The sequence below is a fragment of the Amycolatopsis sp. lyj-84 genome (assembly GCF_046549075.1).
Taxonomy (GTDB): Bacteria; Actinomycetota; Actinomycetes; order Mycobacteriales; family Pseudonocardiaceae; genus Amycolatopsis.
The window spans coordinates 369,773-383,640 of the sequence record NZ_JAJPWO010000010.1; the positions used below are offsets into that span (position 1 = coordinate 369,773).

Consider the following 13,868-nt stretch of genomic DNA (forward strand, 5'->3'; position numbering starts at 1 on the left):
GAGTTCTGTCAATGTCAAGTCTCTTAATGTTGAGATGAGTGGAGGCACAACGTGGCCGACGCGGTGGACGCGGTGATCGGGCTTTGGCGACACGAGCGGCCGGACCTCGAGGACAAGCTTTGGCCCGCCGAGGTGATCGGGCGCATCCAGCGGCTTTCCCGGATCCTCGAGAAGAAGCTCAAGGAGTTCAACGCCGAGCACGGCCTGGAGTCGTGGGAGTTCGACGTCCTCACCACACTTCGCCGCTCCGGGGAGGCCGGCGGCTTGACGCCGGGAGCGCTCCTCAAGGCCGCGATGGTCACCTCGGGGGCGATCACGAATCGCATCGACCGCATGGAGACCAAGGGCCTGGTCGAACGGGTGCGCGACAGCGACGACCGCCGGTCGGTCAAGATCCGGCTGACCGACAAGGGACGGCAGGTCGTCGACGAGGTTTTCGTGCTGCACCTGGAAAACGAGGCCGGGCTGCTGCCCGACCTCGACCCGGCGCGGTGGGCCGAACTGATCGGCGGCCTACGGCTGCTGCTCGAACACTTCGGCGACACGTCACTGGAGTGACTCCAGCACGGCGGCCAGCGCCGCGTCGGTGTCGGCACCGAGCTCCCGGACGGCCCGGGCGTACTCGTCCGCGGCGGCTCGCAGCAGGACCGCTTTGCCGGGACGGTCGGCGAGTTCGGCGACGACCGTGCCCTTGGCGCGCGCGGTGTGCACCCAGCCGTTCTCTTCCAGTTCCCGGTAGACCCGCGCCACGGTGCCCGAAGACAGCGCCAGATCCCTGGCGAGTTGCCGGATGGGCGGCAACCGAGTGCCCGGCGCGAGCGCACCGGCGGTGATCAACCGGACGACCTGGTCCCGGACCTGCCGCCACGGCGCGATCCCGAGATCCGTGTCGACGACCACCTTCAGTGGCATCAGGCAGCCTCGGCACGCGACCGGTGGGCGAGGTTGTACCAGCCGGCGAACCCGGCGACGACCAGGATCCACGAGCCGAGGTTCGTCACTTCGGGAATCGCCAGGGTCACGGTGGCGGCCAGGCCCAGCCCCGCGGCCACCCGCGCACTGCGGACCCGCAACGCGCCGTCGGCCGCACTGTCCCCTGTGGACGGACGACGCACGGCGAGCAGGATGATCAGCCAGGTGACCGCCGAGACGGCCGCGGCGATCCCGAGCAGCGCCCACCAGCGATGGACCACGAGCCAGGCCACCGCCGCCGCGACGATCGTCGCGTAAGTGACCAGACCCCACACCGGAATGAGCCCCGACACCGCACGCCGATCCAACCCCGCCTCGCGGCGAGCGCTCTTCGGCGGCCGCTGAGCGAGCACCTCGGCGATCAGCGCACCGACGAGCAGGGTGGCCAGGAAGAACGCCGTACTGTCACCCCGCACCCCGGCGGCGTCGGCCAGCACCGGCAACCCGAGGAACAGCCAGGGGTACCAGAAGCGGCGGCGCCGCAGATAGCGCACGGCCTCGGCGACGTCCGACAGCGAAGGATCGCCGACGCCCCACCGGCGCAGCACCTTCGCTCCCTGCGTTTCGCCCGGCCACAGGAGAATCAGGATCACCACGCCGAACAGCCCCATGATCAGGGCGTCGGCCACGATGTTGTCGAACGGCACGATCGAACCTCCCGTCTTGTATCAAGCATACGATACAAGACGGGAGGACTCCCGCGCGGCGAGAGCGGCCCGTAGCGCCCCGCCCCTCGACCGACAGCCGAACAAGGAAGTCGCGCCCCAGACTGTCTACATAGGACAATTTTAACGGAAAATTGTCCGATTAGTGCCCACATGCACGTTTTATCATGGGGGTCGTGAGTGGTAAAGAGGGTTAGAACCCTCTTTACCACTCACGACCTCCGCACAAACCGCACATCTATTTATCAATCGGACATTCAGCTGCCGGGACGTGTCCCTTATGGACACTCGGGACGACTGGCGGCCGTAGACCAGTCCAGACCCACGCGCGAAGGCCACCTTTCGACCTTGAAGCCAGCGAAGGGGTCCTTCACCACAGGGGCTGGTCACACTACATTTGCCCTACCCCCTCAAGAGAACCCGAACACCACTCACGAGATGCCCAGAAGGGACGGAAAGATGCGCCGCGATGGCGCCGCTCTCAGAAAAGCAACCTCGCCGCTCGCTCGTCTTTCCCTTGAGGACAAGGAATTCTGCCCGTTCGATCAAGCCCAGCCGAGCGGGGTCACCTCCGCCGCCGACGTCCACGGGCCGCGTCCGCCCGCCTCGGTGAGGGCACGGAAGCGAACATAGCGGGCCCGCGTCGGCCAGAACCGCAGAGTCTTCAGGACGGCGTCGTCGGGGAAGGTCCCGGCGGAGACCGGGCTTCCCCAGGCCGAACCATCGGTGCTCAGATGGATCTCGTAGCCTCCGACACGGCCGTGAGCGGAGCCGTCCTGGCGCGGCAGATAGGTCAGGCCGGTGACGGTGCGGGCCGCGCCCAGGTCGAGCTGCAGTTCGTGGGGCAGCGGGTCCTCCCCGCCGGACCACTTGGTGTGCCAATGGGTGGCCGGGTTGCCGTCGACGGCGTTCGTGGCCGCGCCGGACTCGCCCGAAGTCTCCTGACTGTCGGCCGAGCGGACCGTGGCCGCGAGCGGCCCTGAGCCCATGACCGGGTCGCTGATGGTCTCGGCGCCGGTCTCGACATGGCCCGCGAAGCGGCGAAGGAAGCCGTCGGGCCCCTGAACGCTCAGGTCGTACCAGCCGCTCATGCCGCCTTCGGTGCTGAACCAGTCTTCGACCGTCGCACCGGGGGCGACCGAGTACGTCCACGGCCCGCCACCCCGGTTGCCGGTGCGCACGGTCAGCTGACATGCGGCGCCGGCGTTGGTCATCTTCAGGTACACGACGCCGGGACCCGGTCGCAGCACGACTTCCGGATTCGGTTTGCCCCCGGTGGTCGCGGTGATCCGGTTACCGGCGAACCGCCGCAGGAAACCGTTGGGGCCGTGCGTGGTGAGGTCGTACGCGCCGTCCGGCGAACCCGCCTGCCAGTAGTCCGAGAGGGACGCCCCGGCACCGACGGTGTAGCGCCACGGTCCGTCGGTCCGATGCGCGGTGGCGTAGACGTAGAAGTGCGCGCCCGCGGCTCCGGTGTTGCCGAAGTCGATCCAGAACCGCTCCGCCGTCACCCGGCCCGACGCCGTCACCTGATAGGGCAACGGCCGCGCCGTCTTGACCCCGCTCTCCGGTATCGGGGGCTTCTGCACGGAAGGCGGCTGCGGCTGGGTGTTCCACGGTCCGCTCGTCGGCACCGGTTTGGTCAGCGCCGGATAGGTGGCGCTCGGCGCGGTGGTGTCCAGCGCCGAGGTCAGGTCACCGCAGACGGTGCGCCGCCACGGCGAGATGTTCGGTTCGCCGACGCCGCTCCACCGTTCCAGGAACCGCAGCACGGACGTATGGTCGAAGACCTCCGAGCAGACCTTCCCGCCCCGGCTCCACGGCGAGATGACGAACATCGGCACCCGCACGCCCAATCCGATCGGCTCGCCGGAGACGAACTCGTCGGTCGTGGCCACGGAACTCTTGCCTTCGTCGTCGGAGGCGGGCGGCGCCGGCGGCGGCATGTGGTCGAAGAAGCCGCCGTCCTCGTCGTAGGTCAGCAGGAACAGAGTCTTGTTCCACACCCCGGGCTTGGAGGCGATCGTGTCGAGGATCGACTTGACCAGGTCCGCGCCGGTGTTGGGGCCCCAGGCGGGATGCTCGGTCTGCGATTCCGGCGCGACGATCCAGGACACCGACGGGAGCCTGCCCGCGTCGACGTCGGCTTTGAAGGCGTTCAACAACTGCTTCGGCGCGACACGGGCCAGCCCGCGGTCGTAGAGCGCCCGCTCGCCCGCGGTCAAGGTCGCCACGCCCGCCGCCAGTCCGTCGAGCAACCGGGTCCGTTCGGCGGCCGAGGCCGAATCGAGGGCGTAGTAGAGGTACTCCAGCTTCGGGAAGGCCTTGCCGGAGGAGTCCTTCACCTTCGACAGCGCCTTGGCGCCGACGGCGAGGAAACTGCTGAAGTAGTCCAGCGAATTGTCGCCGTAGTTGTCCCATTCCTGATAGACCCGCCAGCTGCGGCCCGCGGCCTGGAGGCGCTCGGCGTAGGTCTTCCAGGTGTAGCCGGTGTGCCCGGGGTTCTGCCAGGCGTCGTTGCCGATGGCGCGGGTGGTGCCGTCCGGTTCGAACCCGAGTTTGCCGGTGAACAGGTACAACCGGTTCGGGTTGGTGGGGCCCAGTTCCGAACAGTGGTAGGCGTCGCAGACGGTGAAAGCGTCGGCGAGCTCGTGGTAGAACCGCAGCGCCGACCGGGTGTGATAGGTCAGCGAGCGGACGCCCTTGGCCGCGCGCCACGCGTCGTGACGGCCCTTGTTCCACGCCCGGTGCCCGCCGGACCAGCTGTGGTCGACGTCGGCCATGAACTGATCGTCGATCGCGTAGGGAAGCAGCGTGCCCCCGCCGTCCGGCTGCTGGAAGACCGATGCCCCCGAAGGCAGTTTGATCGCGGCCGGATCGTTGAAACCCCGGACGCCGCGCAAGGTCCCCAGATAGTGGTCGAACGACCGGTTCTCCTGCATGAAGACCACGACGTGCTCGATGACGTCGAGTCCGCCCGTCGGGGCGTCGGCGGCGAGTGCCTGCCGGACACTCTCCGGGAGCAAGGTGAAGGCGGAAGCCGCACCAGCGGCCTTCAGCAGGGTACGACGGCGCACGAAGCCCTCCAGAACTGCGTTGAACCCGCTCGAATGTGCTCGAAACTGCACCTTTGGTGCGACTATCGAGCAGATGGAAACATATCGACCGGCTCGGGTTCAAGAGTTCCGTCTCCGCGCTGCATGATCGGAGCAACAAGACGCGACTTTCGGAGGATGGCGTGCCGCCGCTTCGCCCAGCGACTCGCCGGAAGGCCGTGATGGGGGCCGCCCCCCTTGAACGGCCCCCACCCGGTTCATCCGGCCGAAAGCGGCCGGACACCTTTCTTGTCGCCTAGTCCCCTTCCCCGGAGCGCCGGGACAGGGCGGCCAGCGAAAGCACCATGACGACCGGCCAGATCACGGCCGCCAACGGGGCTCCCCCGAAGGTGATCGCCATGACCGACACCGCCGTCGCGATCAGCCCGCCGACGGGCGACACGTAACAAAACCCCAACGGGCCCAAGAAAAGAGCCCACAACAACGCCGCCTTCACGGACTTGACGGGCGGACGGGGGACCGGGTACCGCCCCGGGCCGAGGACCTCGTGGTCGGCCCCCTGGTACCACCCGCCGGAGATCAGCGGCGGGTGCGGAGCGAAGAAGGCCGGTCTTCGCCCGAACGCCTTGGGCGTCCGCGGGCTCTCCTCGGCAGGCTCGTGGCGGTGATCCTTCGGCCGTCCCATGACACTTTCGGCACTGCGCATGACATCCTCCCCCGTCGCCGGCCCGAGGCCTGGTGAAGTCACCTCTTGCCTGGCACAATTACCGGTTGCGGTTCGAAACTTCCGGGTCGTTCTGCCCACAGACCATGCTGGCGAGTCGGGGGAGTGTGCGATGCGTCAAATGGAACACAGCGCCGATCCGGTTTCCGTGAATCCGGCAGCGCCGGGATGACAGGTTCCGCTGCGGCCGAGTACGGGATCTGGAAACGGCTGACACCCGCCGAGCAATCCGCCCTCCGCGGCGCGGGGCATGTGAAGGTATGGCAGCCCGGCCAGATCCTCGCCCTCCAGGGCAGTCCGCCCACGAGCATGTTCGTCGTCCTGCGCGGCTGGGTGAAGATCAGCGCCACCAACTATCGCGGCGAAGACGCCCCGCTCGCCGCCCGCGGGCCCGCGGAAATCGTGGGCGAGGTGGCGCCGATCAGCGGACTCCCCCGTTCCGCCACCATGTCGGCGATCGACGAGGTGCACACCCTGGTCGTGTCGCGGGAGAAATTCCTCGGCGTGCTGCGCGACCGGCCTCGCATCGCCGAGGAGATCTTCCGTACCGCGGCGATCCGGCTGCAACAATCCGATCGGCTGCGTCTCGAGTCCGGCGGACCGGATTTCCCCCAGCGCCTCGCCGCGGTCCTCCTGGAACTGGCCCTGCAGCACGCCCTCGACTGGTCGGACGGGAAACAGGTCGACCTTCGCTTCAACCAAGGGGAATTGGCGGGGTTCGCCCGCGTCTCCCGCAGCACCCTGATCCGCGGCCTCGAAGAACTCCGGAAGCTGGGCGTGGTGCACACCGCGCGCCAGCGCGTCACCATCACCCGGCCTCGCGCACTCCGAGAATTGGCCGCCGGACGGCCACCACCGGCGGAAGAGGCCTGATCGAACCCGGAATCTCGGCTATCCTTGTCAAGGTTCAACTCTCGCAACCGTTTCACGGGGTGGAGGGAATCGGCACGATGAGTTCTTTCTCGGCAAGCACGGAACCGGACATCGAATCGGCGTTGATCGATCTCGACGCGGTCTCATTCACCGCGTTGCGGGAATTGGACAGTGACGCCTTCCGCCATTCGGAGCGTCATGTCGTCGAACGCACCACTCATGTCCGCGCACGCTACAGAAGCGGATCCAACGGAGCCGGTGAGCGCATCGACTGATGCCGCCGCCGTCCGGGCCACGCCCCGAGTTCCACCGCTTGTCGTGGCGAGACTTCGACGCACTGGCGCGCCTTGACGGTGACGAGGACATGGCCCGCCGTCTGCGACGAGCCGAGCGGAGCCGTCGCAAACTGCTGATCCACGCGCTGCTGACCGAGGCCACCAAGACCCCGGGCCACTCGGGCCCCTTGCCGTCGCTGGATTTCGCGTGGGAACTCCTTGCACGTGCCGAAGCACGAGCACCCCGGGCGGTTTCCCGGATGCTCACCAATCCGTACACCGGGAGCTGGGCGGGCTACACGACTCGGCTGCTGCGCAACGGAATCGACGGCGTGGGTCCTTTGTGGATGCATTTGGGGCACGCGCACGCGATCGCGGCGGCCGCGGCGATCCGGGCGGAGCTGGACTTCGAGGCCGTCATCCCGGCCTGGCAGGGAAACGCCATCCTTCCCTCGCTCGGGATGGCCAGATTCCCTGGTACAGAAACGTTCTCTTCGGCCATCGTGCGAGGCGCGAACGGCCGGTACTCCGTGTCGAGCGCCGGAACCACGGTCCGCTTGCCGAGCGCGCACGACTCCGATGCCCCGGGCTGGTGGGGAATCCGGCGGGTGCGGAGCCAGGTCGGCGCACACCGCTTCTCCCTGCGGCTGGACGACCTCGACCCCTATCGCGGACTTTACGAGCCGGTCCCACCGGAACGGCTGCCGGGCAAGGATCTGGCGGACTGGCGGCGGCTGATCGACGAGGCCTGCCGTCTGATCGCCGCCCATCTGCCCGGCCTGGCCCGCATCATGCCGGTGGGCTTGGCCTCGCTGGTACCGAAACCCCAGGTGCTCTTCCGGAATCCGAGCGCGTCGACCGGGGAGGCGTTCGGCAGTGCGGTGGTGGGCCTGCCCTCCGACGGAGCGTCTCTCGCCGAGAGCTTGATCCACGAGTTCCAGCACATCGTGCTGGGCGGCCTGTTGCACCTCGTCGAATTGTACGAGCCGGATCCGCGGGAGCGGATCTACGCGGCTTGGCGGGACGATCCGCGACCCCTGAGCGGGGCCTTGCAAGGGGTCTATGCCTTCTTCGGGGTTACGGCCTTTTGGCGCGCGTTGCACCAGGCCGGACAGAGCCCGCGGCGTTCCGGCTTCGAATTCGCGTTCTGGCGCCGTCAGACGTGGCGAACCCTGCAAGTCCTGCGGGTGGACTCGACCTTGACCGCCGCGGGGCGACGCTTCCTCGACGAAATCGCGGAACGTCTCGGCCCCTGGCGGGGCGAACCCGTCCCGGTGGAGGCGAACGAACTGGCCACGGCCGCATGCCGGGATCACCTCGCGGGCTGGCGTGCCCGCCACCTTCGCCCGGATCCGTCGATGGTCAGCGGACTGGCGGCCGCCTGGCTGGGCGGACGGCCGCGGCCGCCGGCCACCCTCGACACGACCGACCTTCCCCCGACGCCGGTACCGGACGGCGGCTGGTCCCACGCCAGGATGGACCTGATCCGGCTCGCCGTCGGCGGCACACCGCTTTCGCCGGACGGGCGACCGCCGGCGGTCCCCGGCGCCACCGCCGCGGATTTCGCTTATGCCGCAGGCGATTTCCTCGGAGCCATCAACGGCTACCGAGAGGAACTCACCAGGGATCCGGACCGGCCCGCTTCACTGGTCGGGCTGGGTCTCGCACTCTCGGCGCGAGGCCCCCATCCCGCCGCCCGTGCGTTGCTGCACTGTCCCGAACTCGTCCGGGCGGTGCATCGACCCTTGAGAGCTGTTCCACGGCCACCGACCGTGGAACAACTCGCCTCGTGGATCGGGCAACTCGTACCGGACTGAGCTACATCAGCATCGGGTCGATGTCGCAGTCACCGCGGACACCGCGGTCCGCGGCCTGCGTTCCCGGGTGGGCCTCGCCGAGGACCCGGCGGTATTTCACCAGAATCGGGTCATGGAACGGCGCAGCCTCCTCGGCCCGGCCGAGGGCGGTCAGATCCAGCCCGAGGTTGAAAGCCGCCGCGAGAGCGGTGGGATGTTCCTCCCCGAGCACCTGCTTGCCGCGCTCGACCGCGTCCCGCCCCAGTTCGACCGCCCTGTCGAGCTCGCCCAACGCCGACAGATCACTCGCCAGGTTGATCGTGGCGATGACGGCGTAGGGATGGTCCGGGCCGATGGTGGCACGGAAATGCTCGAGAGCGCGCTCGTCGAGGACTCGAGCCGCCGCGGGGTCACCTTGGAGCCGCAACGTCACCGCGAGGTCCGCGTTGGCCGCGAGGGTGTGCGGATGCTGCTCGCCGAGACCGCTGCGGTAGCGCTCGAAGGTTTCCTCGCCGAGCTTCCTCGCCGCAGCCAGGTCACCCGAATGACGAAGGTCGATCGAATGGGCAAGAGCGCAGGCCATCGTGATGGAGTGGTCATCACCGTAGACCAGCCGATACCTTCGGAGGGCGTCCATGGACAGGGTGAGCGCGCCCGGGTGGTCGCCGTCCTTGCGCCTGGCGACCGAAAGCAGGAACGCGTTGTTCGCCGCGTCCAGCTGGTCGTCACCGAAGCGGGCTCGGAAGTTCTCCGTCAGCCGTTCCTGCTGGACTCGGGCCTGGCCGTACTCCCCCGCCTCACGCAGGTCCACGATCAGGGAACTGTTGACGCCGAAGGTGCGGACGTGGTCGCGGCCGAGAACCTCGATCCGACGGCGCAAGGTGTCCCGGTCCAGTTCCTCCGCCGCACGGTAGGCGCCGCTGAGCCGAAGACTGATCGCGTGCTGGTACGCGGCGTTGAGCGTCTCCGGGTCGTCTTCGCCGAACATACGCTTGGCCTTGTGGTAGATCTCTTCGCTGAGTTTGGTCGCCGCCGCGAAGTCGCCCTGGGCCCGGAGGTCGATCGTGATGTTCCGCTGGAGGGCGAAGGTCTCCTCGTTCTCTTCACCTGACACCTGGAGGCGCAGGGCGAGAGTGCGTTGGTTGAGTTCCGAGGCTTCGGCGTACCGGCCGACCGACCACAGATAGAGACCCAGCCTCGACGAAACTTCGAGGGTCTGCGGATGGGTGGGGCCGAGGGTGTCGGTGAATCGCTTCCGTGCTTCGAGGCCGAGCCGGGTGGCTTCTTCGTGGTCACCGTATTCGAACAGGTAGCGCATCAGGTTGATGTGGAGCTGACGCGGCCAGCTGTCGTCGCAGTCGAGCACGTTCGCCGCGTAGACGTGCGGCAGCAATTCACGGTAACGCGACCAATGCCTGCTGGACTCGGGGTCGTTCGGGTCCAGCGCGGCGAGCAGCTGGTGGGCGCCGTGCTGCATCCTCGCGTGCACTTGACGGGCCATCACCCGGTTGCGCAGGACCAGCTGGACCAGACGGTGCAGCTGGAGGGTGTTGTTGCCGTGGTCGATCTTCGCGAGGCCGTACCGGTTGATGTCGCGGATGGCGCGGGCCAGCTTGATCGGATCGCGCAGCGCCGCGTCGAGCTCGGGGGAAATCGAAACCCGGCTGACCCCGGTGAGCAGATCACGCGAAATCGGTTCAGGCGAAAAGAAGGCACAGATGTGCAGGATCTGGTGCGCCGCGGGGTTGCGGGTCTTGAGTTCCTCGAACGACACGTTCCACGCCGCCGCGACGGAAACCTCGTAGTCGGGCGCCGTGGCGGTGTCGAGGATTTCCTCGACGGACTCGTCGAACAGGCGCAGGTACTCCTGCACCGGCATCCCGGTCACCGCACGCCAGGCGGCCGCCTGCTCGACGGCCAGCGGCAGATCGCCCAGCTTCTCGGCGAGCTCGTTGGCGTCGGCCGGCTCGATCTCCGGACCGCGACGGCCGAGCAGCTCGACACTTTCCTCACGTTTGAACACCGCGAGCTCCAGCGGGCGCGCGATACCGGCCCAGTCGGAGTTCCGCGAGGTGATCAGGATTTCACCGGGACCGTTGCGCGGGAAGTACGGCAGTACGGACTCAGGGGTCTCCGCGGCGTCGAAGATCAGCAGCCAGCGACGGAACGGCCGCCCGGTCCGGAGCGCCTCGATCACCGCGGGGACCGCGACAGTGGCCTCCGACGCGCCGGGGAGACCGAGCAGTCCCGCGAGTTCGGTGAGGCCCGCGCGGATCTGGGTGGTGTGTGCGGCGTCGATCCACCAAACGAGGTCGTAGTCCTGCAGATGCCGATAGATGTACTCGGTGGCCATCTGGGTCTTGCCGATACCGCCGAGGCCGTGCAACGCCGAGGGGAGCACCGCGGTGGTACCGCTGCTCAACCGCTTGGTGAGCTGGTCGAGCAGCTCGTCACGACCGGTGAAGTTCGGGTTGCGCGGCGGGACGTTCCCGAACACCAAGGGCGGGTCATCGGGTTGGCGTTCCGGGAAGTGCCGGGATGTTTCCGACGCCGCGGGATGGACGATCCTGGTCGTCGGCTCGTTCGCTTCGGGGTCACCGAGATAAGACGAACGTCCCTGGGTCACGGCAGTCGAGGCAGGCGGACGTTCGGCCGTCTCAGGCATCTGGGGGCTCACAGTCTTGGATGTCAGTCTCGGTTCAAGGGTGGGCAGGACAGGGCTCTGCCCTTGAACGACGTTCCGCAACCGGTCCGCCCGGGACAGATAAGGCCCGGACAGCGCGCGCATCAGCACACTTTCCAGTTCGACGTCAGACGAGGACTCATGAGTGAGCACTGGATCCGGCGTGTTGTGCGGGTCGGCAAGTGCGTCTCGGAGGTGACCGAGCAGCGGAATCCTTCGACCTAGGTGATTGGCCGCCACTCGGACGACACTGGCCGTTTCCGACCTTCGCGCGCCACTGAGCAACATTTCCCGGACTGCCTCGGGAAATGCGAAAAGGCCACCTGTGTCCCAAGTGGTCTTCCCTTCCCTAAGGCCGGGAGCGTACAGGATGCCTGAAAGCAAAAGTTCCAGGAGGTGCTCCAGTCTTGCTTCCGGCACGAACCGTTGTCCCACCAGCTTCGCCACGTCGAGACGGACCGGTACCGCCGCGAGCAACTGCGCCAAGCGTAGCGCCGGCGGAGACGCAACACTGCGAAATCTATGCACTCTTTCGGCGGGTGACAAAGTTACCGGCCGGTCACCGGAATCGGAGCGAGAAATCCGTTCAGTCGTGAGTACTACCGTTCCTTCGACACCGGCGGCGTTTTCGCCGGTCATCAGTCCGGCCCACCATCCGAGTGCCCTCGGCCGCAGTTCGAGGACCGGCACCGGCACGGTGTCCCGAGGGATTTTCGACTCGGGCTCGAGCCACGCGTCCGCGAGGTCGCAAGTCCAGCGACCGTTGGGGGCCAACGCGTTCGGGACCCTCAGCCGGGCCTTCTGCGGGCTCATGCCACAGCGTCCCCACAGCCATTGAGGAAGCAGATGCACGATGCTCACCGGCATCGTCCGGCCCCAGCGCGCCAGTATCGGATAGAGCGCGTCCTTCTTCTGCCACGCGTCCCCGACACCGTCGGTCACCAGCAGTACCGCACGCCGTCCCGACGAATCCAGAATCTCGTTCGGGTCCCGCGCCGGCGCTCCCGCCGTGCCACCTCGAAGAACGAGATCCTCCTGATCGTCGTCCTTCGCGGTTTCCAACAGCCGGACCTGAATGGTACGGAAAGCACCCACTTGACGGAGCAATTCGACAAACGCGGACACCTTTGGCCGCCACAAGGCCATCGACGGACCGTTGTCGAGGACGAGCGTCAGATCCAGCCAGCGCTCATTTCTCGACCGGGTGACAGGCCACCACCGTCCGGTCTCCGCGGCCCGGACGGCGGTCGCCACTTCGTCCAGGACCACATTGTTGTGTCGCAGCGAGGGTGTCTCCCGTTTCAGCTTTCTCAGTACGCGGAAGTACTCCAGTGATTCCAGGAGTACCGCCCCGCCCGGTCCCGAGCCTTCCACCGCGGGTTCGGGCAGTTCACCGGGAACGGCTTCGATCTCGACGACCCGGCCATCACCATCACTCGACGGAGTGGCATCGGGAATCTGAGACAGCCTGGGCTCAGGAGGCGGAGGGATTTCCCCGCGTTCCGAGGGCTCGTTGCGGATCCGCACCTCGTCGGACGCCGGCTTCGGCTCCTCGTCGGGAGTGACCTCGTCGCCGGTACGCCTCGGCGTGATGGCCGCGGCCAGCCACACGATGTCCGCGACATCGGTCCAGTCCAGATCCTTGAACTCGAACCGTTTGACTCCCTGGGGAGTGCCCGGCCTCCGCTGCTCCGTCACCGGGACGGAGCGCGAGTCGGACACACCGCCCGGCCTGCCCATGTCACCGCACCGTCAGTCGTTGCCAGAGAGCGTCCACCAGCCGCGGCCACGCCTCCTGATCCGGCTGGTACGCACCCGACGTCGCGAGATAGACGGCGTCGAGCAGCCTGTCGGTGGGCAGACCGCCTTCCGCCTTGCTCCGTTCGGCGAACTCGCGGATGAGCCTGTCCCGGTGTTCGCCGTTCTCCGCGACCAGATGGCTGGCGACGATCGCCGCGAGCTGGTCGTGATCGGGGTTCTCGATCCGCAGTTGCAGGCACCGGCGCAGGAACGCGGGCGGGAACTCCCGCTCTCCGTTGCTGCTCATGATGATGATCGGAAAGGCATGGCAGGCGATCCGGCCGTCACGGACGACGGCGGTGCGCTGCGGGTCTGCGGTGTGCACGGTGACTTCGGGATGCCGGTTGCGCACCCGGGCCAGTTCCTCGATCGAGAATTCACCGTCTTCGAAGATCGACAGCAGATCGTTGGGCAGATCCGCCTCGGATTTGTCCAGCTCGTCGATCAGCAGCACCCGCGGCAACCGGCCGGGCAGGAACGCGGTCCCCAGCGGGCCGAGCCGGACGAAATCACCGATCGGGGGTTCTTCGGCCTCGCCACCGAGCTGGGCCTGACTGGTCGCCGCGGCCTGGACCCGGCCGATCGCGTCGTAGCCGTACAGCCCGGAACTCAACGCGGTATGACTGGTGATCGCCCAGCGCAGCACCCGGCCGAGGCCGAGTTCCCTGGCGATCCGGTAGGCGAGGCTGGACTTCCCGGTCCCCGGATTCCCGGTGACCAGCAACGGACGCCGCAGATAAAGGGCGGCGTTCACCATGTTCAGCTCGCCCGCGTCGGTGTCCTGCTCGGAAAGCGTGAACGCGGTACCGAGACGGCGCTCCACCTCACCGTCGTCCGGCGGCGGCACCTCGTTCTCCGGCGGCGGATCCCCGCGATAGGAACGCCATGGCGGCGGCGCGGGCAGCAACTGCGCGAGATCGATGTCGTGGATCGGCCTGCCGGTCCCCCGGTAAATCCACCAATCGGGTGCGTCTGGCCGGGACGTCCGCCCGTTCACGGTCGCGTCTTGATCGTTCGCGCTCAT

10 protein-coding genes are annotated in these 13,868 nt (G+C 67.6%); 4 read left to right on the plus strand and 6 right to left on the minus strand.

Features of this window, described 5'->3' with window-relative positions:
• Positions 1 to 51 precede the first annotated feature (51 nt).
• The gene (locus tag ACLJRM_RS29535; RefSeq protein ID WP_410603587.1) at positions 52 to 558 is read left to right on the plus strand and encodes a MarR family winged helix-turn-helix transcriptional regulator; all 507 of its coding nucleotides are present in this window, start codon (positions 52 to 54) and stop codon (positions 556 to 558) included.
• Here ACLJRM_RS29535 and ACLJRM_RS29540 read toward each other — a convergent pair.
• The 4 genes from ACLJRM_RS29540 to ACLJRM_RS29555 form a co-directional block, all read right to left on the minus strand.
• The gene (locus tag ACLJRM_RS29540; protein WP_101612807.1) at positions 547 to 912 is read right to left on the minus strand and encodes a GntR family transcriptional regulator; all 366 of its coding nucleotides are present in this window, start codon (positions 910 to 912) and stop codon (positions 547 to 549) included. The genes ACLJRM_RS29535 and ACLJRM_RS29540 overlap by 12 nt on opposite strands.
• Positions 912 to 1,619: a hypothetical protein gene (locus ACLJRM_RS29545; protein WP_410664907.1), complete on the minus strand. Its 708-nt coding sequence runs from the start codon at positions 1,617 to 1,619 to the stop codon at positions 912 to 914. The genes ACLJRM_RS29540 and ACLJRM_RS29545 overlap by 1 nt, the downstream gene beginning before the upstream one ends.
• A gap of 563 nt (positions 1,620 to 2,182) precedes the next feature.
• Positions 2,183 to 4,714, minus strand: a complete 2,532-nt coding sequence (locus ACLJRM_RS29550) for a phosphocholine-specific phospholipase C (protein ID WP_101612805.1) — start codon at positions 4,712 to 4,714, stop codon at positions 2,183 to 2,185.
• Positions 4,715 to 4,988: 274 nt separating this feature from the next.
• Complete coding sequence (locus ACLJRM_RS29555) at positions 4,989 to 5,399, minus strand: hypothetical protein (RefSeq protein WP_101612804.1); 411 nt, start codon at positions 5,397 to 5,399, stop codon at positions 4,989 to 4,991.
• 186 nt (positions 5,400 to 5,585) lie between these two features.
• Here ACLJRM_RS29555 and ACLJRM_RS29560 point away from each other — a divergent pair, with 186 nt between their 5' ends.
• The 3 genes from ACLJRM_RS29560 to ACLJRM_RS29570 all read left to right on the plus strand — a co-directional run bounded on the left by ACLJRM_RS29560 (position 5,586) and on the right by ACLJRM_RS29570 (position 8,382).
• The gene (locus ACLJRM_RS29560) at positions 5,586 to 6,290 is read left to right on the plus strand and encodes a Crp/Fnr family transcriptional regulator (RefSeq protein WP_101612803.1); all 705 of its coding nucleotides are present in this window, start codon (positions 5,586 to 5,588) and stop codon (positions 6,288 to 6,290) included.
• 77 nt (positions 6,291 to 6,367) lie between these two features.
• Positions 6,368 to 6,565 (plus strand): hypothetical protein, encoded by a 198-nt coding sequence (locus ACLJRM_RS29565; RefSeq protein ID WP_410664908.1) that lies wholly within the window; start codon positions 6,368 to 6,370, stop codon positions 6,563 to 6,565.
• Positions 6,566 to 6,654: 89 nt separating this feature from the next.
• A complete protein-coding gene (locus ACLJRM_RS29570; protein WP_410664909.1) occupies positions 6,655 to 8,382 on the plus strand; it encodes an HEXXH motif domain-containing protein in 1,728 nt (575 codons plus the stop codon).
• A 1-nt stretch (position 8,383) separates the two neighbouring features.
• Here the strand turns inward: ACLJRM_RS29570 and fxsT are convergent, their stop codons facing one another.
• Together fxsT and ACLJRM_RS29580 are read right to left on the minus strand one after the other, a co-directional pair.
• Positions 8,384 to 12,784, minus strand: a complete 4,401-nt coding sequence (gene fxsT, locus ACLJRM_RS29575) for an FxSxx-COOH system tetratricopeptide repeat protein (RefSeq protein ID WP_410664910.1) — start codon at positions 12,782 to 12,784, stop codon at positions 8,384 to 8,386.
• Between the two features lies 1 nt (position 12,785).
• The gene (locus ACLJRM_RS29580) at positions 12,786 to 13,868 is read right to left on the minus strand and encodes an AAA family ATPase (RefSeq protein ID WP_101613794.1); all 1,083 of its coding nucleotides are present in this window, start codon (positions 13,866 to 13,868) and stop codon (positions 12,786 to 12,788) included.

What these genes read in the sequence shown, in the direction of transcription:
- ACLJRM_RS29570 (WP_410664909.1), top strand. Translation starts at nt 6,655, where the DNA reads ATGGCCCGCCGTCTGCGACGAGCCGAGCGGAGCCGTCGCAAACTGCTG.
- ACLJRM_RS29540 (WP_101612807.1), bottom strand. Translation starts at nt 912, where the DNA reads ATGCCACTGAAGGTGGTCGTCGACACGGATCTCGGGATCGCGCCGTGG.
- fxsT (WP_410664910.1), bottom strand. Translation starts at nt 12,784, where the DNA reads ATGGGCAGGCCGGGCGGTGTGTCCGACTCGCGCTCCGTCCCGGTGACG.
- ACLJRM_RS29555 (WP_101612804.1), bottom strand. Translation starts at nt 5,399, where the DNA reads ATGCGCAGTGCCGAAAGTGTCATGGGACGGCCGAAGGATCACCGCCAC.
- ACLJRM_RS29580 (WP_101613794.1), bottom strand. Translation starts at nt 13,868, where the DNA reads ATGAGCGCGAACGATCAAGACGCGACCGTGAACGGGCGGACGTCCCGG.
- ACLJRM_RS29560 (WP_101612803.1), top strand. Translation starts at nt 5,586, where the DNA reads ATGACAGGTTCCGCTGCGGCCGAGTACGGGATCTGGAAACGGCTGACA.
- ACLJRM_RS29565 (WP_410664908.1), top strand. Translation starts at nt 6,368, where the DNA reads ATGAGTTCTTTCTCGGCAAGCACGGAACCGGACATCGAATCGGCGTTG.